Here is a 19,422-nt window from a genome sequence, read left to right as displayed (position 1 = left end):
ATATATAACTATTTAAACTTGGCATTGATTTTTCATGATGTTCTAGGCACACGCACAGATAAGGAGCGACCCATGACTAGAACATTATCGCCACGTTCACACGCGAGCTTACCGACCCCGAACCGAGCGGTACAAGGGCGCTGCCAGCGTCATTACCATGCCCACACAGAAAGAACAAAAGATCGCGCCACACACTGATTTCATTTGTTTGTCTCGTTAAAATGGCGCCAGTGTGATGATAAGGAGCAACCATGACTCAGGCGCAAACGTGGCAGCAGTTGCTAGCCAACGAGAAGGAGCAAGCGTATTTTCGCGATACGCTTGCCTATGTGGAAAAGGTCCGGGCCAGTGGCGTCACGGTTTTTCCTCCCAAAGAGGATGTATTCAACGCCTTTCGTTTTACTGAACTTGGCGATGTGAAAGTCGTGATTTTAGGCCAAGACCCTTACCATGGGCCCAATCAGGCCCATGGGCTCTGCTTTTCCGTATTACCCGGGGTGAAAACGCCACCTTCGCTGGTCAATATCTATAAAGAGCTAGCGACGGATATCGAGGGATTTCAGATCCCTTCACATGGTTACTTGAAAAGCTGGGCAGAGCAGGGCGTGTTATTGTTAAACACGGTACTGACTGTTGAACAAGGGAAGGCGCACTCTCATGCCAAGCTAGGATGGGAGACCTTTACTGACCGCGTGATTGACGCTGTCAATCAGCATGGTGATGGTGTGGTGTTCTTGCTTTGGGGCGCGCATGCTCAGAAGAAAGGCAAAGCGATTGATCGTACGCGCCATCATGTTTTAACTGCGCCACATCCCTCTCCACTGTCAGCGCATCGAGGCTTCTTGGGCTGCCGCCATTTCTCACAAACTAACGCATTATTGCGCGAGAAAGGTAAAGCGCCCATTGATTGGCAACCCACACTGGATGATGCGTAGAAAGCCAAGTGATTGAGGGGCAAAGCCGTCTTGGTCAGGTTTTATCTGACCAATAAAAAAGGTGCTCAGTGAGCACCTTTTTCGCATCCTTTTATCGGTGAGTTAATCAAGGTCCAGTTGAGAGAAATCGCCATACATATCGATTTCTTCCAATTCTTTTCTCAGTCGCTGTTTGTCCTTCAGCGCTTCAATTTCTCTCCATTTACGTTTGACTGGTTTTGCGCGTCCGCTGCGTTGTGGCTTGTCTTGCTCGAACATGTCGTTAAAGGCAAAGTTATCCATAGTCACCCCTTGTTCACCTTGCGGTTAGGTTTTAAATACCACAGCTCGCCCTACCGTAAAATTGAAGTATTTCTCATTTGTGGCAGATTGATGAACTTTTTATGAGAACGTCATCACTGAATTTTTAAAAACAGTGATGACCAGCACAGCCAAGGGCGGCCATCAATTGATCTTACCGGTCAGACAAGCGAAGATTGCGCCGCAGATAGCAATCACGACACGACGAGGGACAGTCATTTGAGCCTTTTAACCTTTATTAACGACCTGATATGGGGCTCGGTGCTCATTTATGTGCTGATCGGCGGTGGCGTCTTCTTTTCGCTAAAACTCGGTGGCATTCAGTTCCGTCACTTCTCTCATATGTTTTCTGTGATGCGTCATAGTCGCCGCCGCGACAGTTCGGGAATTTCGTCGTTTCAAGCTTTGTGTACTGGACTGGCCGCACGCGTCGGGACGGGCAATATGGCTGGTGTGGCGGTTGCACTCTCTCTTGGCGGACCAGGAGCGATTTTTTGGATGTGGCTGATGGCGTTTCTGGGAATGGCGACTGCCTTTGCGGAAAGTACCTTGGCACAGGTCTATAAAGTCCGCGATCCGGATGGCTACTTCCGAGGCGGTCCGGCTTACTACATGGAGCATGGCCTAGGGATGCGCTGGATGGGGATATTATTCTCGTTGCTGTTGATCCTTGCCTTTGGTTTGGTGTTTAACTCGGTTCAAGCGAATTCGATTTCACAGGCTGCCCAAGTCGCTTTTGGCTGGCCGCCTGCCTATGTCGGTGCAGGACTGGCACTGGTTAGTGGGTTGATCATTTACGGTGGCTTACGTCAAATTGCGCGCACGGCTGAGGTCTTAGTTCCTGTGATGGCACTGCTCTATTTATCGCTGGCGTGTTATGTGATGTTGACCAATATAGAGCAAGTACCCGCCGTGATATCGCTGGTGGTTAAAAGTGCTTTTGGTCTTCATGAAGCCGCCTCTGGCGCGTTGGGCTACACCTTGGCGCAAGGAATGATTCAGGGCATTAAGCGTGGCCTTTTCTCGAATGAGGCAGGCATGGGCTCGGCGCCGAATGCCGCAGCCTCCGCCACACCCTATCCGCCTCATCCAGTTTCTCAAGGGTATGTACAAATGCTGGGCGTCTTTGTCGATACTCTGGTGATATGTACCGCAACCGTCGCAATTATTCTGCTATCGGGGGAGTATATTCCCGGCGGCGAAGTCACGGGGGTCGAACTGACACAGCGTGCCTTGAGTGCACAGGTCGGCGATTGGGGCGAGCAATTTGTGGCGGTGGCCATTTTCTTCTTTGCGTTTACCTCCATCATTGCTAATTACTCGTATGCAGAAACCAATTTGCTATTTATCAATGGTCGCTTGCGTCCGGCACTGCCTTATTTTCGAGCATTGGTTTTGGGCATGGTGATGTTTGGCGCGCTGGCCGAGCTCCCCTTAGTGTGGACGCTAGCGGATGCATCAATGGGCATGATGGCCTTGGTGAACATGATTGCGATCTTATTGCTGTCTGGCATTGTTAAGCGCTTGGCCGCTGATTACCACACCCAACGTTCGTTAGGGCGAGTGCCTGTGTTTGATAGTCGCCGTTTCCCTGAGCTTCACAGCCAATTGGACGAAAAGGCTTGGCCTTTGCCCAAGCAGTGACCGTGATGCGGTGGCTTTTTTATGCTGGAATGATAGTCTTGGCAACAGACAGATAACATAAGGGTTAGCAAGATGCTGATTGTGGTCTCCCCCGCGAAAACATTGGATTATGAGTCACCATTGCCGACGCAACGTCATACCCAACCCATGCTGACTGAGCACTCTCAAGCATTGATCGAGGTATGTCGTCAATTAACGCCCGCCGATATCGGTGCGTTAATGAAGGTGAGTGATAAAATTGCCAGTCTGAATGCAGTCCGTTTTGCTGAATGGTCACCAACCTTTACCACTGATAATGCACGCCCTGCGGTACTGGCGTTTAAAGGGGATGTTTATACGGGTCTGGATGCCACTTCAATGTCTGAACAGGACTTTGATTGGGCTCAGGCGCATTTCCGAATGCTGTCGGGGCTGTATGGCCTATTGCGGCCATTGGATTTGATGCAACCTTATCGCCTTGAAATGGGTACTAAGCTGGCGACATCGCGCGGTGATAACTTGTATCAGTTTTGGGGCGATATCATCACTGAGACATTGAATCGCACCTTGGCAGAGCAAGGTGATCGATTACTGGTGAACTTGGCCTCCAATGAGTATTTCAAAGCGGTAAATAAGAAAAAACTCGACGGCGACATTGTGACCCCCGTTTTTAAAGACTGTAAGAACGGTCAATACAAGGTGATCAGTTTTTACGCCAAAAAAGCCCGTGGCATGATGGCGCGCTATTTGATTGATCAGCGTGCGACATCCATTGAAGCTATCAAGACATTTGATGTTGGCGGCTACTATTTTAGCGAGGCACATTCCAAAGGGAATGAGTTGGTCTTTCTGCGTGAAGAACAGTAACGCACTGGCAATAAAGTAACGACAGCCCCGCCGACACAGAGCTGTGTCTAAATAAAAAAAAGCCCCAATGGGGCTTTTTTTTACCGCTTTCAGTTAGTGAAGAATGCGGGCGCGAATCGTGCCCTCAATCGCTTTAAGCTTTTTCAGTGCTTTATCAGCCTGTTCGGTTTCGACATCAATCACCACATAACCAATTTTTGCGGACGTTTGCAGATATTGTGCGGCGATATTGATGCCTTCATCGGCAAAGGTGGTGTTGATTTTGGTCAACACACCGGGACGGTTCGCGTGAATGTGGAGTAAACGAGAACGCCCTTGATGCTCAGGCAGTGACACCTCTGGGAAGTTGACACAAGAGAGTGTCGAGCCGTTATCAGAGTACTTGATCAACTTGCCGGCCACCTCAAGACCAATGTTTTCCTGCGCTTCTTGTGTCGAGCCACCAATGTGGGGAGTGAGCAGCGCATTATCAAAGGCCTGCAGTGGTGAGCTGAAGGGGTCATTATTAGTTTTAGGCTCAACAGGGAATACATCAATCGCCGCCCCGGACAAATGATTGCTCTCAAGCGCGCCACATAGGGCATCAATGTCCACTACTGTACCGCGTGAGGCATTAATAAAGATAGCGCCGGGCTTCATACGGGCGAATTCTTCACTGCCAATCATGTTTTGGGTGCTTTCGGTTTCCGGGACGTGCAATGAAATCACATCACTGCGGTTTAATAATTCGGTCAGCGAGTTGACTTGTACGGCATTTCCGAGTGATAGCTTGTTATCGATATCGTAATAACAAACGTTCATGCCGAGGTTCTCGGCCAAAATACTCAGCTGCGTCCCGATGTGGCCATAGCCGATAATCCCCAATACTTTTCCGCGTGCTTCAAACGAGCGTTCGGCGGATTTCTGCCATTCGCCACGATGCGCCTTGGCATTCTTTTCCGGAATGCCGCGTAGCAGCAGCAGGATCTCCCCGAGCACTAATTCGGCGACGCTGCGGGTATTTGAGAAGGGGGCATTAAAAACCGGGATACCACGTTGAGCGGCAGCGTCGAGATCAACTTGGTTAGTGCCGATACAAAAACAGCCGACCGCGACCAATTTTTTCGCCTTTGCGAAAACCGATTCAGTCAGCTGGGTGCGTGAACGCAAGCCGACAAAGTGAGCATCTTGAATCGCTTCTTCCAGCGCCTCACCGGTGAGGGAGCCTTTGTGATACTCAATATTGGTATAACCAGCTTGCTTGAAGGCCTCTAACGCTGTGGGGTGGACGCCTTCGAGGAGCAGAATTTTGATCTTATTCTTGTCCAGTGAATAGTGTGACATGCGGGCTGTTCTCTTCCTTAGAAACAATAGTGGTAGCAATGTTGCGCCTGAGTGCCGGGGCGCATCGTGACCCTGTGCCCTTAACGCGTCTGCTAAGAAAAAGCGGCTAGAAGCGCTGTCATTAGGCTGATCTCATTCGCGAAGCCGCAGGAGGGCGCGCGATGTGCCGGTATCAGAACAGTGACCAAGATAACAAAAATTTTGCGAAGGGGTAAGAATTATCCGTTCTAGACCATAAAAAAAGCACCTTAAAAAAGGCGCTTTTAACTTATTGATTACACTAAACGCAAACGTTTGGCTTTTGCGAGCGAGAATGAGGCTCTCACCGACTATGCATGATGGGTTATGCGTTTAGTCTGCAATTTTTTGCACGCCGTTTTCAGTGCCAGTTAAGACGACGTCGGCACCACGGTTGGCGAATAGGCCGACAGTCACTACACCTGCGATACCGTTAATGGTATCTTCGAGCGCTTTTGGATCTTGGATTTTCATATTGTGCACATCCAAGATCACGTTGCCGTTATCGGTCACTACCCCTTGACGATAGCAAGGATCGCCCCCGAGTTTGACCAACTCGCGAGCCACATAAGAGCGTGCCATCGGGATCACTTCCACAGGAAGCGGAAACTCGCCGAGAACATCAACGTGTTTGGTGTCATCGATAATGCAGATGAATTTGTCTGCGATCGCCGCGACAATCTTTTCACGGGTGAGGGCCGCGCCTCCGCCTTTAATCATGTGCTTGCGCGCGTTGATTTCATCCGCGCCATCCACGTATACATCAAGACTTGCGACGTCGTTCGCATCAAACACCTCAATGCCCAGTGCTTTCAAACGCTCGGTGGATGCTTCTGAACTAGAAACAGCGCCTTTAATTTGCGATTTAATCGGTTCAAGGGCATCGATGAAGTAGTTGACGGTCGAGCCTGTCCCTACGCCAACAATGCTGCCGGGTGTGACATATTCCACCGCCGCTTCGCCCGCTGCTCTTTTCTTATCGTCTTGGTTCATGATCACTCCTAATGGGGGTTTTGGCGGCGATTATAGCGAAGCGTATCGACGCCGTCAGGATAGAGGTCGCGAATTCGTCGCTGACCAGTGCCAATGGCGACTGGGCGTTAATACGTGGGGTAGGGGCATGTCCCACTGCTCGGTGGGCAATTGGGCCCAATGTTGACAGTCATGAGCAAGACCGACCGCGGTAGCATTTGGGTGTGCACAGAGCGCCAAGGTGCGATCATAGTAGCCACCGCCCATGCCCAGCCGTTGACCGCAGTCGTCAAAGGCAACCAAGGGTGTGGCAATCACCTCCAATTGGTGGGTGGGTAAGAGATAGCGAATATCCAGTTTGGGCTCGGCGATCCCGTAGCGGTTCGACTGCATCGGGGTGGTCGGGGTGTAATGTAAAAACAGTAAGTGACCCTGACTGAATGGATGAACCACAGGGAGATAAACCGACTTTCCGGCCTGCCAGCAGGCATTAATCAACGGCGTGGTATCAAGCTCACCATCAAACGATAAATATAAGGCAATATGCTGAGAGGCGATCACAGACGGCAAGGCCATAAAGCGTGTCATGACCGCGTGGGCGGCGTGCTCTTGCTGTTCTGCGTTCAGTTGCCGGCGGGCGTGTCGGACCTGTTGACGTATTTGCTGTCTGGGCTGCATAACTGTCCTTGATGCTAGCCTGTCTGGAAGAGGGCCCCGGGATGCCGTCGGGATCGAAGGCCCTTGAACCCGCTGGTTCAAGGCGGGCGGGCAGTACAAACCGTAGGCTTCTCGGTACGTGCCGAGCTTGCTCAGTAGCTTGTAACAACACACCCTTAGGTTTGCTTATCGGCTCAGGGACGTAGATCCGCTGACAAACACCCCAGGGAATTCGGGTTACTTACGCGGTCCTTGCGTGGCCATTGCTGTGTCCAACTTTGACGCCATCAGGGCGCTCCGTTGCTTAACCTGATCTTGGACGTCGACCAATGATTGCTTGGCTTCATTCAGCTCGTGGCAAACATTTAAAGCAGCAATGGCAATTAACTGCTCTGTGTTGGTTACTTTAGTGCGCTCAGCCAGTTGTTGCAACCGTTGATCGAACTCACTTGCTGCTTCTTTGAGCGCTTGTTCCTGTCCTGGTGGACAATTGACCCGAACAAAGCGATCAAGGATCTTAATTTCAACCGGTTGTGTGCTCATAATGGTTGGCTGGCTCCTCGTGCGGCCTCTTCTTCTTGGGCCAACGACACAGTAACAATGTCCGCTATTCTAGCAATTATTTTTAGCGATACACCACTTTGAAATACCTAAGCTGTGTATCTGCTGTCAATTTAGACATGGAAGCGGTCGATGAATGCTCTGACAGGTTGGCAGATGAGAGCTAAGCCGCAGTTTATTATGGCCAGTTGCTAAGCCGAGTATGAATTGATCTTTGTCATGCCCGTCGCGCAGCGCGTCGATTTACACTGCCAGCCACGATGAAACGATTTTATCCGTGCCTTCGTATCGGAAGAGGTATCAAAGCGTGTTTGCGTGCTTTTGATACGGGAGCGATTCAGCCACGCGGCGTGAAATGGTAGACTGTGGGTTTTATAACATGCACGACCAAGGGCAAGATTGTGACTGATACCCGTTTACCTCTTTATGCGCAAGCCGCGACGACTTTATCGGCAGATAGCCTTGCCGTCACACCCGCCGAAATGCATGGCTTAATCGCCGGTATGTTAAGTGGAGGTATGGCGCTGGAAGATGGGGGCTGGCTCACCATGCTTTACGACTATACCAACCAAGGTATGGGATGGCCGACTGAGGCGAAAACCCTCGCCATGCAAAGCTATCACCAGCTGAAAACACAATTGACCGGGGACGACTTAGATCTCGATATCTATGTCCCTGACGACGAGCAGGTTGGCGTAGTCGCTCGAGCAGAAGCCCTTGTCGAATGGATCAATGCGTTTTTAGCAGGGGTGGGGCTGATCGGTAAACAAGGCCGTCAACTCTCCAATGACGTCACCGAGGCGCTGAGCGACCTTAAAGCTATTGCCCAGCTTGGCATTGACGAAGACGGTGATATGCAAGAACAAGCGGAGCTACTTGAGCAAGTTTGCGAGCATGTTCGTGTGTGCTGCATGGTAGTGCATGCTGAATTGGGTGCGCGTCCGGATGCGGATGAGACTCCAAAGACACTCCATTAATCAATGAATCAACATCGCTGACATGCGATGACCCCATACAGTATGGGATTAGGGACAGGTGGGATGAAAGCCTACGATATAATCATTGCCGGTGGAGCGATGGCCGGTGCCACGGCCGCACTTGCGCTGGATACATTAAGTGGCGGTCAGCTGCGTATTGCCGTGGTTGAGGCGATGTTACCCGATCATGCCAATCACCCTGGGTATGATGCACGCAGTATTGCTTTGGCACAGGGAAGCTGTGCTGCACTGGAATCGCTGGGTTTATGGTCGGCGTTAGCGCCATTTGGCACCCCGATTCAGCATATCCATGTCTCGGACCGCGGCCATGCGGGGCAGACACAGATTGATGCGAACGCTCAAGGTGTTCCTTATTTGGGACAAGTGATTGAGCTTGCGGATGCTGGCCGTGTCTTTCACCAGCAGCTCAGTCATCGCAGCGCCATTGATCTTTATTGTCCCGATTACGTCGAACATATTGATCGTGAGCAAGCGTCGGTAACCGTTAAGCTCAAGCAAGGAGAGACCTTGCAGGCAAAACTGCTAGTGGCTGCCGATGGCGGACGCTCGCCATGCTGTCAACAGCTGAAGATCGCGCGTCAGCAGCACGACTTCCATCAGGTGGCGATCATTGCCAACGTGAGTACCGCGCTGCCGCATCAAGGGGTGGCATTTGAACGCTTTACTCGCACAGGGCCGGTGGCGCTACTGCCGATGTCGCAGGGACGGTGCTCGGTGGTCTGGTGTGTATCACCGGATGAGGTCGACCATTGGCTCACGTGTGACGAGGCGACCTTCTTGGACGGTTTGCAGACGGCCTTTGGGTGGCGCTTGGGTAAACTTCTTCATGTTGGCACTCGGCATGCCTATCCGTTGGTGCTTAATCAAGTGGTGAGTCCGATCAGCCACCGTGTGGCGGTGGTCGGCAATGCGGCACAAAGCCTCCATCCTATCGCGGGGCAAGGGTTTAATCTCGGTCTACGGGATGTGATCACGCTAGCCGAGGTTCTGACGGCAGCGTCAGCACGCGGCGAGGATCTGGGCGCAATGCCAGTCTTAACCCGCTACGCGCAACATAGAGAAGCGGACCGAGAGGCCACCATCGCCACCACATCCGGGTTAGTGCACCTGTTCTCTAACCAAAATGCGGTGTTATCAGCCACTCGTAATCTCGGACTGGGGTTGATGTCAGCTCTACCGAGTCTTAAACAACCTCTTATTCAACGCACCATAGGATGGGTAGCGCGCACATGAAGATGATCAATGCAGATATTGCCATCATTGGCGGCGGCATGGTGGGGCTCACCTTGGCGGCAGCGTTGGAACACAGCGCTTTACGTGTGGTGGTTATTGAAGGGAAAACCCCTGAGCCCAGCTTGGATACCATCCCGGATAACCGTGTGTCAGCCCTAAGCCGCGCCAGTGAACGCATATTGCGCGGCGTGGGGGCTTGGTCGGGCATTGAATCTCGCCGCATGGCAAGTTATCAAGCCATGCACGTTTGGGAGCAAGACAGTTTTGCCGAGATCGCGTTTGATGCACAAAGTCTGGGCCAGCGTGATCTGGGCCATATTGTTGAAAACCGTGTCATTCAGTTGGCGCTCCTCGATAAAATCAAACAGCAAAGTAATGTGACGTTGCTGATGCCTGAGCAGTGTCAATCGATGATGATGGGTGAGCGAGAAACCTGGCTACAGCTTGCCTCTGGTGGCGGCGTGACCGCTAAATTGGTGGTGGGGGCGGATGGCGCGCGCTCTTGGGTGCGAGGCCAAGCCAGTTTACCTTTGGTGCAACGCGATTACGGGCATCACGCGGTTGTTGCGACGGTTCGCACTGAGGTTGCCCATCAGGGCGTTGCACGGCAAATCTTCACGCCGGATGGTCCACTGGCTTTTTTACCGCTTAGTGATCCGCACCTTTGCTCGATTGTATGGTCGGTGTCACCGTGCTTGGCGCAGCACTATATGGATATGGACGACGCGGCATTTAATCAGGCTTTAACGGCACAATTTGATGTGACTCTGGGGCTTTGCGAAGCTGTGGGACCACGTGCCAGTTATCCATTAACCATGCGTTATGCACAGCAATTTGCCGCTGACCGTGTGGCCTTGGTGGGGGATGCGGCGCACACTATTCACCCACTGGCCGGCCAAGGGGTGAATTTAGGTTTGCTGGATGCTGCAGCGCTTGCTGAAACACTGATACACCTTGCTGAACAAGAAAAAGACATTGGCCTGCATGCGTCACTGCGCAATTATGAACGCTGGCGAAAAGCAGAAGCGGCGCAAATGATCGCCGCCATGCAAGGCTTTAGAAGTTTGTTTGACGGCGCTCATCCGATCAAAAAATTGATCCGTGGCTTCGGCATGCAGGCTGTGAATCATTTGCCGGGCGCTAAACTGCCATTTATTAAACGGGCGCTAGGGCTAAGTGGCGAGCTACCCAAGCTCGCCTGTGCAACATTTTCTGAATCGTCTAGCTGAGATTATTGGCGAATCGATATCTGTGTGCTAGTTGTTGTGTAGTTAATCAACCAAGTATTAGTGAACCACGAAGTCTGTTGAAACGACGATGTGTCACTGGGTGCAACAAGGAACAAAACTATGAGTGATATCCCATCAGAATTAAAATTTACTTCAACGCATGAGTGGGTGCGCCCAGAAGGCGATGGCTTGTTTACCATTGGTATCTCGGATCATGCGCAAGCCCTGTTAGGGGATATGGTATTTATTGATTTGCCCGACGAGGGCGACAGTTTTGATGCCGGAGACGATTGTGCCGTGGCAGAGTCTGTCAAAGCCGCCTCTGATATTTATGCGCCTATTTCTGGGGAAGTGGTTGCGGTAAATGAAGAGCTGGATGGTTCACCGGAATTGGTGAATAGCGACCCTTATGGTGATGGCTGGTTATTCCAAATTCGCGCTACCGATGAGTCTGAAATTGATGATCTCTTGGATGCGCAAAGCTATGAAGAAACCCTAGGGGAAGAAGACGACGACGAATAAGGTTGGCTGTCTTTGCGTCATCGTCAGGCCCTGCCTTTGGCGGGGCCTGTTGGTTTAAGCTCGCCCTGAATGTGAATCAGTGGCGGTGTGTATTGACCGCGTGAGGCTGAGGCTCATCATGCATGGCTTGCTGATAGGCCTCACGTATCACTGCATTAACTTCTTTGACGGTTTGGTAGTGCGTGATGGTGGCGTCTTGAGGGGCTTTTAGCCAACCGTTTTCAAAATCAAAGCGTCCTCGTCCGGCAATATAAAGTCGACCTGAAAAAAGTCGCGCCACATGTTTTGCGACCAACCTTGGTACATAGCGATTAAAAACGCGCATAAACCCTTCTTGGATAGTTGAATAAACCTTGAGCCCTGTCCACTTTGCATGGTGGCTCTGAGGTGGTAACCATATTTAACGTGGTAACCATAGTTGTGATGTCGGGAAATAGCGACATACAACGGCGCAGATTGTGCAAAGGGTTTATGGCGAGGGGATGACAGCGTTATCGTACATCCTCAGTTTGGGATCTTTACCACAAATCAGCGCAGTTAAATGCGGGGACGCAACTGGGTTTTCCTCTCAGTGCAATTAATAGTGCATCGGTTAATGATTGCCCCAGCCACCCATGTGGATAGCTCAAATGATGCGGTGGTTGAATGGTCTCTGGAGAAATTGGCGTGAATCCCACGCGGCCATAAAACGCTGGGTCGCCATAGGTCATCACCAACTGATAGCCCTGCTCTTTTAGTGCGTTAAGGCCATGCTGGATCAAAGACTGCCCAAGCCCCTGTTTTTGATAGCTTGGGTGGACCGCCATCGGTGAAAGCAGTGCCGCCTTGGGCATGGTTGGGTAGGTTAACCGAGAAAAAAAGACTGCCCCAGCCAGCACTGAGTTATCGACCGCGACAAACCCAAGCCATTCACCCTCTGGTGTGGTGTCGTGCAGCTGATGAATCAGTTGGCCAATCAGGTCCCCCTCATCCGGCCCTTCGCTGTGAGTAAATGTCTCACGGACCAGTTCAGCAACGTCATTGATGTTCACATCGGTTAAAGGTAAAAACTCCATCGCTTACTCCTTTCTATCGCAGGTTGGGGCGGCTTTTAGGGCATCGACACGGGTTAAAACGGTCTCGGTGATATGGGCAATGAGCCACTGGGTTCGTGGGTGGGCACTGATTTGCTGTCGCCAAGCCAGATGAATATCAAACCCAGGCACATCAATAGGAGGTGCGCTCAGAGCAAGGGTGTCGGTATCATCGAAATTATCGATACGTGCCATCAGTTCCGGAACAGTGCAAAGTAATTGGCGCTGTTTTAGCAATTGTCTCACGGTGAGAAATCGCTGCGATCCCATCACCACGTGACGGTGATAACCTAACTTGGTCAGGGTTTGGTCGATAGGGCTGGTTAACTGACCTTGGGTGGAAACCAGCGCGTGTGGCGTTGCGACAAAATCGGCCAAACTAATGGGGGCGTGCAGCCCTGTGCTTTTGGGGTCAAACAGACAGACGTGCTGTTCGTGATACAAGTGCTGACTGGCTATGTTTTCCATCCCCTCAGGAAGCACGCCAATCACGACATCGACCTCATCATCCTCAAGCGCCTGTTGACAGCTTTTTTTGTCGACAGGGCGAAGGCTTAATTGTGCGTGAGGCAGATGAGTCGTAAAGCTATCAAATAAGGCGGGGGCAAAAATCAGCTCCGCATAATCCGTGAGCCCGATGCGCACCTGTCCATCGTAGTGTTGCGGCTCAAAGTGAGGTGGCACCAACACCTCGCTGGAGAGCGTATCGAGTAATGCCTGAATCTTAGGTGCGATATCTATCGCGCGAGCAGTGGGGACCATTTGATGGCCGCGGCGCTCAAATAAGGGGTCATCGAGCATCACACGCAAACGCGACAGGCTATGGCTCATGGCCGATTGCCCTAAAGCCAAACGCTCAGCCGCGCGGGTGACGCTGCGCGTTTCCATTAAGGTGATAAAGGTTACGAGTAGGTTGAGGTCGTATTTACGCCACTGTTTTTGCGCCATCCTTAGCCTTGACTCCTAGGGGTTATCGTCGCGACAAATGGCGGCGCGCAGAGGTTGGCAAAGTGCCACTAGGTCGGTCACTTTCACCCACAGCCCAGCATGCGGATCGCCACTGCTGATCGTGACACTTTCGTGGTCGAAAATACGCTCTTCAAACACAATTGGCAGTGGCCGAGGTAATCCTAAGGGAGCGACCGTGCCAAGCGTATAACCTGTCATTGCTCGCACCTTGTCTGCGTCGGCCAGTGTCATTCGCCGACATGCTAACTGCTCGCGCACGCGCCGTGGGTCGACCTGACAATCACCGGGCACACAGGCTAATGCGTACTGGTTACCCATATCGCGTAAAAGCAGCGTTTTTAGCATACGCGCCGGTAAGATCCCGCGCGCTGCCGCTGTGTCAGTGATGGATTGGGTAGCTTGCGATTGCCATAAAACCTCATAGGTCACCCCTGCCATATTAAGCGTGGCAGTGACGGCTGTGTGCAATGGCATAGAGGCAGAAGAAGCGACCAAGGGTTATTTTTCCTCCTCGAGTGAATACGGGAGTGCGACGCGCTGCCAAATGGCGTCGGGCGCATCCGCGAATCGAAAGGCAGTGTCGTCGTCCAAGTTATTGGGTAAAACCACTAAGGCGGTTGCACGACCGTCTGAGTAGGCAGCGCCAGCAATGACGGTGCCGCCTGCTCGCCAATTGTCTCCTACCGCTCGTTCTACTTTATCACCCGGCTTAGGGGCCTGATCGGCTTGTCCTATCAATTTATACATGGCGCGTTTATTGATGCCACGGTATTTCGCGCGTGCGACCGTTTCCTGACCGGTATAACAGCCTTTGGTAAAGCTGATCGCATTCAGTACCTGCAGATTGAGGGATTGCGGAATAAACTCGCTTTTGGTGGCATCTTCAATGCGCGGCAAGGCAGCATCGACGTCGCATTGCTCCCATAGCGTGTGGTCAGCCAATAGGGCACTTTCCTGATAGGCTGCAACCAGTTGGTCCGCCGCAGCAGGACTGATGGCAAGCAACCAGCGGGTTGGCTCGAGCATCACCGCCGTGCCGTGTTCACTATGGCGCACGGCACCTTGAGCGCCGAAATGTTCTGCGATCACTTGTTCCGCCTGTTGGCCAACGACACCGAGCAATACATCTTCACTAGGCTGAAAGTCGATTTTCGAGAAGATGGCGTATTTTTTTATCTCAGTGAGTTGCGTTTGTGCAATCGACATTGGCTGCACCATGGCCAGACCGTCGCCGTGGTGGAAAAGCCGTAATACCGACCAGACTTTGCCTTTGGGATCGCAATGAGCCGCGAGGGTCGATTGATTTTTTTCGAGTTGGCTCAGATCGCAGGTCAATTGTCCTTGCAGATAGCTTTGAGTGTCGTCGCCGCTTACTTGCGTCAATGACCAGTTATCCAATGCGACCAAGGCCAAATCAGGCAGTGGGCTATTTGCATTGCGCTCGGCTGGGGTAAAGGCGACTGTTTGATACCATTCGCTCATAGAAATCACGCTCGCAGTTGAGAAAAACACAGAGTATGACACGTATACTAATCGTGCGTTGTCAGCTTGTCAGCCTTTGTATTGTAAGGGTATTGATGGCAAGCGACGTTGAATTGATAAACATCAGGGGATAGCTCTCATCTTCATCGCCGAGTTGAGAGGAAAAGTAGTCGCCCTCCGTTGGCGCTGATACTATGCATCCACTGACATCAGTGATTGAGGTAAACATGGTAAATACCGACGATAAACCACGGATCCGTTGGGCATGCCGCCGTGGCATGTTGGAGCTTGATGTAATCATTATGCCTTTCTTTGAAGCTTGCTATGACACCTTGAGTGACAGTGACAAGCAAGACTTCATCGCATTTTTAGAAAGTGACGACCCTGACTTGTTTGCGTGGCTGATGGGGCATGGTAAACCTGACGATCCTAAGATGAAATCTATCGTTGACAAGATTGTTGCCCATAACCGAAGCAAGCTTCGTACATAGTCAGCTCCGCTGTCCTCGCTATGTCGCTATTAGCCTGATCCTGTTCGGCGTGATAGCGGCATGGCTGATCACTTTTCACCTTGCCGTTCCTTTGAGTGCCCGCGCCCTGGCGATTATTTACGTGATCCGCGATGGTCGAAGGTTCTACCACCAGTTACTGGCTAGCCAAGGCACCTTATCCATTGATCGCCATTTTTATGTTCAGCTGAATACCCATCCGAAAGGGAAAATGTCCTGTGTCTGGGCGACGCCTTGGTTGGTTGTCCTCGAGAATGCACAAGGGGAGTCGCGGATCTTTTTGTGGCGAGGCGGGATGCCGGACTATCACTTTCGTCTGATTTATCGTCACTGCTGTACGGCCGTTAGGGATAGTTTGTGACATTTTTGTGACGAGGTGTTTACACCGCTTTACTTTTACCCAGCTTGGCCGATAGTAAAAGGTGCACACAATGTGTAGGGCTATTGAAACTCTGAGTTTGGTTGTAGGGTGACTATGAATATAAAGCAAAAACTATTGCTGCTAACCGCGATGTCGGTGGTAGCCCTGTTGGCCGTGGCGGGTGTGGCATGGAAAGCGGAAAGCAAGCTTGGCAACATGCACCGTCAGTTAACCACAGTGTCCGATCTTGAAGTGATTCTGCTTAATTTGCGACGTAATGAAAAAGACTTTCTTGCCCGCATGGACCCTAAATATCTCTCCCGGTTTGATAACAATGTTGACGCCTTCAATAGCCTGCTCGGTGAACTGCGCACGGACAGTCAAGCGCTTGGCCTCGATACGCAAATCATTGGTCAAGTGTCGACAGCGATGCAAGGCTACGCGCAGGGATTTCGTGACCTTGGCGCGGGCTATCAACGTCTCGGCCTAGAGGCCGGACAAGGTTTGCGTGGTGATATGCAACAAGCTAGCGAGAAGTTGGTCGCGGCGACTCAAAACGATATTGTGCTGGAAAGCAGCGCACGCCTATTGGTGGCGGAAGCGAAGCTGTTCGTTAATAGCAGCAATATGAGCCACATCGAGCAATATCAACGGCAATTGAATGAACTGTCAGCTTACCTAAAAGGCGATCTATTAGCGGTATTCCAAGCGCACCACACGACGGTAAAGGCGGTAGTAAGGCAAAAAGAGCAACTGGGATTGGCGCATGACCAAGGCCTGTTGGGCAATATCCGTGGCAAGACCCACCAAGTTGAAGAGATGTTTGAAACCTTGAGTGAGTCTTACCAAAGCGCCATTACCAAGGCACAGAGAGAAACCATGGTTCTGACTGCGTCGATTGTTATTCTCTTGGCGCTGGTGATGACGGTGGTTTCTTTGTGGATGAATCGAGGGATTCAGCGCCGCATTTATAGCTTTAGTGAGAAAATGAGCCAGATCACGCAGCAAAAAGATTTGACGTTGCGGGCCGATGAGGCAGGTCGCGATGAAATTGCGGCGATGGCCAAAGATGTCAATCAGATGCTGGCTGGCATCCAAACCATGGTGACGGATGTGCGTTCTGCGGTGCAAGCGCTGCATCAAAGTGCCGAGCAAGTCGAGTCGCGTAGTCATCAAACTAGCTCTGCGCTAACCACCCAGTTAGATGAAACCACCCACGCTGCAACTGCGATGAACGAGATGGAAAGCACCATTCGTGATATTGCCAGCAATACCGACCAAGCGGCTGACAATGCACGTACCAGTTTGGGTCGCGCGCAAAATGGTCAGCAAGTGGTGGATGATACCCGCACCATGATCATGACTTTGTCAGAAACGCTCAGCAATACCAGCAACGAAGTGTTGGAGCTGAGTAAACTGTCCGAGACCATTGGGTCGGTGCTTGATGTCATCAAAGATATTTCCGAGCAAACGAACTTGCTGGCCCTGAACGCGGCAATTGAAGCGGCTCGAGCCGGTGAACAAGGACGTGGTTTTGCGGTGGTTGCCGATGAGGTACGTCAGCTGGCGACCCGTACGCGAGAATCGACCGATGAAATCGCCGGTATTATTGGCTCGTTGCAGGACCAAACTCAGTCGGTTGCGGAGCGCATGGAGCAAAGCCGCGAAGATGGGCAAACGTCTGTATCTAAAGTGGAGGCGGCTTCCCAAGAATTGGCGCAAATCATGGCTGATATGCAACATATCATGGACATGAGCACCCAGATCGCGACCGCCATTGAAGAGCAAAGTTCGGTTGCCAAAGAAGTGAACCAAAACGTGCATACCATCCAGGATATTGCCCAAACCAGTACCGATCGCGCCCAGCAAAACCGTGATGCAGCCCATCAGGTGGCGGAAGAGGCGGCGAACCTAGAGCGCGCGGTGAGTCAGTTTAAAAGCTGAGTAAGCAATGCGGTGTAGATTGAGTGCTGTTTCGTTAAATGAGAAAAGGCCAGCGTTTGCTGGCCTTTATTATTACCGTCACATGGTTAGCAAGGTTGATCCGGCACCAAAATGGTTGGTCCAGAGTCCGGTAACTGCTCTGGGTAATCAATGGTGTAGTGCAGCCCTCGGCTTTCTTTACGCTGCATTGCACATCGCACCATCAGTTCCGCCACTTGCAACAAGTTACGCAGCTCTAGCAAGTTATTCGACACGCGGAAATTGGCGTAATACTCGTGAGTTTCTTGCTTGAGCAGTTCAATACGACGCAGTGCGCGCTCCAGACGCTTGGTGGAGCGAACAATCCCCATATAATCCCACATGAACAAACGCAGCTCGTGCCAGTTGTGCTGGATAACCACTTCTTCATCGGAGCATATTACTTGGCTCTCATCCCAAGCAGGGAGCGGAGCAAGCGGCTCAACATGGTCTTGGTGCGCTTTGATATGTTCAGCGGCAGACCACGCGTAGACCACACACTCCAGAAGCGAATTAGACGCCATCCGGTTGGCGCCGTGCAAGCCGGTATAGCTCACTTCGCCGATTGCATAGAGGCCCGGCAAGTCGGTATTGCCGTTTTGGTCAACAATCACACCGCCACAGGTATAGTGAGCGGCTGGTACAATCGGAATCGCGTCCTTGGTGAGATCAAACCCATAGGTCTGCAGCTTCTCGTAAATGGTCGGGAAATGCTTGGTGATAAAGTCAGGATCTTTATGACTGATATCTAAGTACATGCAATCAGCCCCGAGGCGCTTCATCTCATAGTCAATGGCACGGGCCACCACATCACGTGGGGCTAGCTCGCCACGCTCATCAAACTCTGACATGAATCGTGTCCCATCTGGGCGTTTTAGATGGGCGCCTTCACCACGTAATGCTTCGGTAAGCAAAAAGTTACGGGCATCAGGATGATACAAACAGGTTGGGTGGAATTGATTAAATTCCAAATTAGCGACCCGACACCCCGCACGCCAAGCCATAGCGATGCCATCACCAGATGACACATCTGGGTTCGAGGTATACTGATACACCTTGGATGCACCACCAGTCGCCAGCACCACAAAATTGGTCCGTACCGTGTCGACCACTTCTCGATCGCGGTTCCAGACATAGGCACCTAACACATGATTGGGACCACCAAGGCCGATTTTTTTACGCGTAATAATGTCGAGCGCATTATGGCGTTCGAGCAAGGTAATATTGGGGTGGTTGCGTACATTGTCTTGCAGTGAGGTTTGCACGGCCATGCCGGTGGCATCCGCAGCATGAAGAATACGGCGGTGACTATGCCCACCTTCGCGGGTGAGGTGATATTTCGGCGTGTCACTCTCAGTATCTTCTTGGTCGAAAGGCACGCCGCCATCGATCAGCCATTGTACGCAATCTTTCGCATTTCGAGCGATAAAGTCGACAACTTGCGTATCACAAATGCCAGCGCCTGCAATTTGTGTGTCTTCAACGTGTGACTCGACAGAGTCCTGCTCATCAAAAACCGCGGCAATACCACCTTGCGCGTATAAGGTGGCTCCTTCGCTTAATGGGCCTTTGCTAAGTACAATCACTTTATGTGTGGGCGCCAAACGTAGCGCCAATGATAGGCCGGCGGCACCGCTGCCGATAACCAGCACATCACATTGATGTTCCTGAGTTGTGGTCGTCATGATCCCTGGTCCTCTTTCTACGCGGCCCATGTTACACCAATTTGTCACGCCTGCGCGCACTTGGATCAAATCACAGTGAACGGAGGGGGAAAGTTTGCAACCATGCTATCCTTCGGGCGACAATATAGGCGGGCTAGGTTGTC

Annotated in this window: 22 protein-coding genes and 1 other RNA gene; 11 read left to right on the top strand and 12 right to left on the bottom strand. The window is 51.6% G+C overall.

Annotated features, from left to right (window positions below; translation table 11 throughout):
• Positions 1-72: 72 nt before the first annotated feature.
• Together BZG82_RS16655 and ung are read left to right on the top strand one after the other, a co-directional pair.
• Positions 73-198 carry a hypothetical protein gene (locus BZG82_RS16655; protein WP_268794307.1) on the top strand — a complete coding sequence of 42 codons (126 nt, stop codon included), beginning with the start codon at positions 73-75 and terminating at the stop codon, positions 196-198.
• A gap of 53 nt (positions 199-251) precedes the next feature.
• On the top strand, positions 252-935 hold the full coding sequence (gene ung, locus BZG82_RS04510) for a uracil-DNA glycosylase (protein WP_077765254.1): 684 nt from the start codon (positions 252-254) through the stop codon (positions 933-935).
• 102 nt (positions 936-1,037) lie between these two features.
• On the opposite strand, the gene BZG82_RS04505 is transcribed toward ung, so the two are convergent.
• A complete protein-coding gene (locus BZG82_RS04505) occupies positions 1,038-1,217 on the bottom strand; it encodes a DUF3545 family protein (RefSeq protein ID WP_069589769.1) in 180 nt (59 codons plus the stop codon).
• Positions 1,218-1,454: 237 nt separating this feature from the next.
• Here BZG82_RS04505 and BZG82_RS04500 point away from each other — a divergent pair, with 237 nt between their 5' ends.
• Both BZG82_RS04500 and yaaA read left to right on the top strand, forming a co-directional pair.
• Positions 1,455-2,879, top strand: coding sequence for an alanine/glycine:cation symporter family protein (locus BZG82_RS04500; RefSeq protein ID WP_077675012.1), 1,425 nt, complete (start codon positions 1,455-1,457; stop codon positions 2,877-2,879).
• A gap of 72 nt (positions 2,880-2,951) precedes the next feature.
• Complete coding sequence (yaaA, locus tag BZG82_RS04495; RefSeq protein ID WP_077479993.1) at positions 2,952-3,725, top strand: peroxide stress protein YaaA; 774 nt, start codon at positions 2,952-2,954, stop codon at positions 3,723-3,725.
• Between the two features lie 93 nt (positions 3,726-3,818).
• Here the strand turns inward: yaaA and serA are convergent, their stop codons facing one another.
• From serA to zapA, 5 genes are all read right to left on the bottom strand, one after another.
• Entirely contained in the window at positions 3,819-5,048 is a 1,230-nt protein-coding gene (gene serA / locus BZG82_RS04490) for a phosphoglycerate dehydrogenase (RefSeq protein WP_069589766.1), read from the bottom strand.
• A 351-nt stretch (positions 5,049-5,399) separates the two neighbouring features.
• Positions 5,400-6,059 carry a ribose-5-phosphate isomerase RpiA gene (gene rpiA / locus BZG82_RS04485; protein ID WP_077765253.1) on the bottom strand — a complete coding sequence of 220 codons (660 nt, stop codon included), beginning with the start codon at positions 6,057-6,059 and terminating at the stop codon, positions 5,400-5,402.
• Positions 6,060-6,113: 54 nt separating this feature from the next.
• Complete coding sequence (locus BZG82_RS04480) at positions 6,114-6,716, bottom strand: 5-formyltetrahydrofolate cyclo-ligase (RefSeq protein ID WP_077662295.1); 603 nt, start codon at positions 6,714-6,716, stop codon at positions 6,114-6,116.
• Positions 6,717-6,745: 29 nt separating this feature from the next.
• A non-coding RNA gene (ssrS, locus tag BZG82_RS04475) (6S RNA) lies at positions 6,746-6,928 on the bottom strand.
• A 4-nt stretch (positions 6,929-6,932) separates the two neighbouring features.
• On the bottom strand, positions 6,933-7,238 hold the full coding sequence (gene zapA, locus BZG82_RS04470; RefSeq protein ID WP_069589763.1) for a cell division protein ZapA: 306 nt from the start codon (positions 7,236-7,238) through the stop codon (positions 6,933-6,935).
• 419 nt (positions 7,239-7,657) lie between these two features.
• Between zapA and BZG82_RS04465 the strand changes: the two genes are divergently transcribed.
• From BZG82_RS04465 to gcvH, 4 genes are all read left to right on the top strand, one after another.
• Positions 7,658-8,233 carry a UPF0149 family protein gene (locus BZG82_RS04465; protein ID WP_069589761.1) on the top strand — a complete coding sequence of 192 codons (576 nt, stop codon included), beginning with the start codon at positions 7,658-7,660 and terminating at the stop codon, positions 8,231-8,233.
• A gap of 63 nt (positions 8,234-8,296) precedes the next feature.
• Positions 8,297-9,487 (top strand): 2-octaprenyl-6-methoxyphenyl hydroxylase, encoded by a 1,191-nt coding sequence (gene ubiH, locus BZG82_RS04460; protein WP_077765252.1) that lies wholly within the window; start codon positions 8,297-8,299, stop codon positions 9,485-9,487.
• Positions 9,484-10,716: an FAD-dependent 2-octaprenylphenol hydroxylase gene (locus tag BZG82_RS04455; protein ID WP_077765251.1), complete on the top strand. Its 1,233-nt coding sequence runs from the start codon at positions 9,484-9,486 to the stop codon at positions 10,714-10,716. Before ubiH ends, BZG82_RS04455 begins: the two co-directional genes overlap by 4 nt.
• A 120-nt stretch (positions 10,717-10,836) precedes the next feature.
• The gene (gcvH, locus tag BZG82_RS04450) at positions 10,837-11,238 is read left to right on the top strand and encodes a glycine cleavage system protein GcvH (RefSeq protein WP_069589757.1); all 402 of its coding nucleotides are present in this window, start codon (positions 10,837-10,839) and stop codon (positions 11,236-11,238) included.
• Between the two features lie 76 nt (positions 11,239-11,314).
• On the opposite strand, the gene BZG82_RS04445 is transcribed toward gcvH, so the two are convergent.
• The 5 genes from BZG82_RS04445 to ygfZ form a co-directional block, all read right to left on the bottom strand.
• Positions 11,315-11,563, bottom strand: a complete 249-nt coding sequence (locus tag BZG82_RS04445) for a DUF1107 domain-containing protein (RefSeq protein ID WP_077662292.1) — start codon at positions 11,561-11,563, stop codon at positions 11,315-11,317.
• Positions 11,564-11,756: 193 nt separating this feature from the next.
• Complete coding sequence (locus BZG82_RS04440; protein WP_077765250.1) at positions 11,757-12,293, bottom strand: GNAT family N-acetyltransferase; 537 nt, start codon at positions 12,291-12,293, stop codon at positions 11,757-11,759.
• 3 nt (positions 12,294-12,296) lie between these two features.
• Entirely contained in the window at positions 12,297-13,259 is a 963-nt protein-coding gene (locus BZG82_RS04435; RefSeq protein ID WP_077765249.1) for a LysR family transcriptional regulator, read from the bottom strand.
• Positions 13,260-13,274: 15 nt separating this feature from the next.
• Entirely contained in the window at positions 13,275-13,775 is a 501-nt protein-coding gene (locus BZG82_RS04430; RefSeq protein WP_241837342.1) for an aminoacyl-tRNA deacylase, read from the bottom strand.
• Positions 13,776-13,778: 3 nt separating this feature from the next.
• Entirely contained in the window at positions 13,779-14,762 is a 984-nt protein-coding gene (gene ygfZ, locus BZG82_RS04425) for a tRNA-modifying protein YgfZ (RefSeq protein WP_077677930.1), read from the bottom strand.
• 227 nt (positions 14,763-14,989) lie between these two features.
• Between ygfZ and BZG82_RS04420 the strand changes: the two genes are divergently transcribed.
• The 3 genes from BZG82_RS04420 to BZG82_RS04415 all read left to right on the top strand — a co-directional run bounded on the left by BZG82_RS04420 (position 14,990) and on the right by BZG82_RS04415 (position 17,576).
• Positions 14,990-15,253 (top strand): FAD assembly factor SdhE, encoded by a 264-nt coding sequence (locus BZG82_RS04420; protein ID WP_069589792.1) that lies wholly within the window; start codon positions 14,990-14,992, stop codon positions 15,251-15,253.
• The gene (locus BZG82_RS16315; RefSeq protein ID WP_131826225.1) at positions 15,222-15,632 is read left to right on the top strand and encodes a hypothetical protein; all 411 of its coding nucleotides are present in this window, start codon (positions 15,222-15,224) and stop codon (positions 15,630-15,632) included. The genes BZG82_RS04420 and BZG82_RS16315 overlap by 32 nt, the downstream gene beginning before the upstream one ends.
• A 114-nt stretch (positions 15,633-15,746) precedes the next feature.
• Positions 15,747-17,576, top strand: coding sequence for a methyl-accepting chemotaxis protein (locus BZG82_RS04415; protein ID WP_077765247.1), 1,830 nt, complete (start codon positions 15,747-15,749; stop codon positions 17,574-17,576).
• Between the two features lie 86 nt (positions 17,577-17,662).
• Here BZG82_RS04415 and nadB read toward each other — a convergent pair whose 3' ends face one another.
• Positions 17,663-19,279 (bottom strand): L-aspartate oxidase, encoded by a 1,617-nt coding sequence (gene nadB / locus BZG82_RS04410; RefSeq protein ID WP_077479921.1) that lies wholly within the window; start codon positions 19,277-19,279, stop codon positions 17,663-17,665.
• Positions 19,280-19,422: the final 143 nt, after the last annotated feature.

This window comes from Salinivibrio sp. PR5, assembly GCF_001996085.1.
In the GTDB taxonomy this organism is placed as follows: domain Bacteria; phylum Pseudomonadota; class Gammaproteobacteria; order Enterobacterales; family Vibrionaceae; genus Salinivibrio; species Salinivibrio proteolyticus.
The sequence above is the reverse complement of the archived record's forward strand: the minus strand, read 5'-3'. Positions and strand labels throughout refer to the sequence as shown.

Bases quoted from the DNA above. Each gene is read 5' to 3' on its own strand.
- BZG82_RS16655 (WP_268794307.1), top strand. From the start codon at position 73: ATGACTAGAACATTATCGCCACGTTCACACGCGAGCTTACCGACCCCG.
- ung (WP_077765254.1), top strand. From the start codon at position 252: ATGACTCAGGCGCAAACGTGGCAGCAGTTGCTAGCCAACGAGAAGGAG.
- BZG82_RS04505 (WP_069589769.1), bottom strand. From the start codon at position 1,217: ATGGATAACTTTGCCTTTAACGACATGTTCGAGCAAGACAAGCCACAA.
- yaaA (WP_077479993.1), top strand. From the start codon at position 2,952: ATGCTGATTGTGGTCTCCCCCGCGAAAACATTGGATTATGAGTCACCA.
- serA (WP_069589766.1), bottom strand. From the start codon at position 5,048: ATGTCACACTATTCACTGGACAAGAATAAGATCAAAATTCTGCTCCTC.
- rpiA (WP_077765253.1), bottom strand. From the start codon at position 6,059: ATGAACCAAGACGATAAGAAAAGAGCAGCGGGCGAAGCGGCGGTGGAA.
- BZG82_RS04480 (WP_077662295.1), bottom strand. From the start codon at position 6,716: ATGCAGCCCAGACAGCAAATACGTCAACAGGTCCGACACGCCCGCCGG.
- zapA (WP_069589763.1), bottom strand. From the start codon at position 7,238: ATGAGCACACAACCGGTTGAAATTAAGATCCTTGATCGCTTTGTTCGG.
- ubiH (WP_077765252.1), top strand. From the start codon at position 8,297: ATGAAAGCCTACGATATAATCATTGCCGGTGGAGCGATGGCCGGTGCC.
- BZG82_RS04455 (WP_077765251.1), top strand. From the start codon at position 9,484: ATGAAGATGATCAATGCAGATATTGCCATCATTGGCGGCGGCATGGTG.
- gcvH (WP_069589757.1), top strand. From the start codon at position 10,837: ATGAGTGATATCCCATCAGAATTAAAATTTACTTCAACGCATGAGTGG.
- BZG82_RS04445 (WP_077662292.1), bottom strand. From the start codon at position 11,563: ATGCGCGTTTTTAATCGCTATGTACCAAGGTTGGTCGCAAAACATGTG.
- BZG82_RS04440 (WP_077765250.1), bottom strand. From the start codon at position 12,293: ATGGAGTTTTTACCTTTAACCGATGTGAACATCAATGACGTTGCTGAA.
- BZG82_RS04435 (WP_077765249.1), bottom strand. From the start codon at position 13,259: ATGGCGCAAAAACAGTGGCGTAAATACGACCTCAACCTACTCGTAACC.
- ygfZ (WP_077677930.1), bottom strand. From the start codon at position 14,762: ATGAGCGAATGGTATCAAACAGTCGCCTTTACCCCAGCCGAGCGCAAT.
- BZG82_RS04420 (WP_069589792.1), top strand. From the start codon at position 14,990: ATGGTAAATACCGACGATAAACCACGGATCCGTTGGGCATGCCGCCGT.
- BZG82_RS04415 (WP_077765247.1), top strand. From the start codon at position 15,747: ATGAATATAAAGCAAAAACTATTGCTGCTAACCGCGATGTCGGTGGTA.
- nadB (WP_077479921.1), bottom strand. From the start codon at position 19,279: ATGACGACCACAACTCAGGAACATCAATGTGATGTGCTGGTTATCGGC.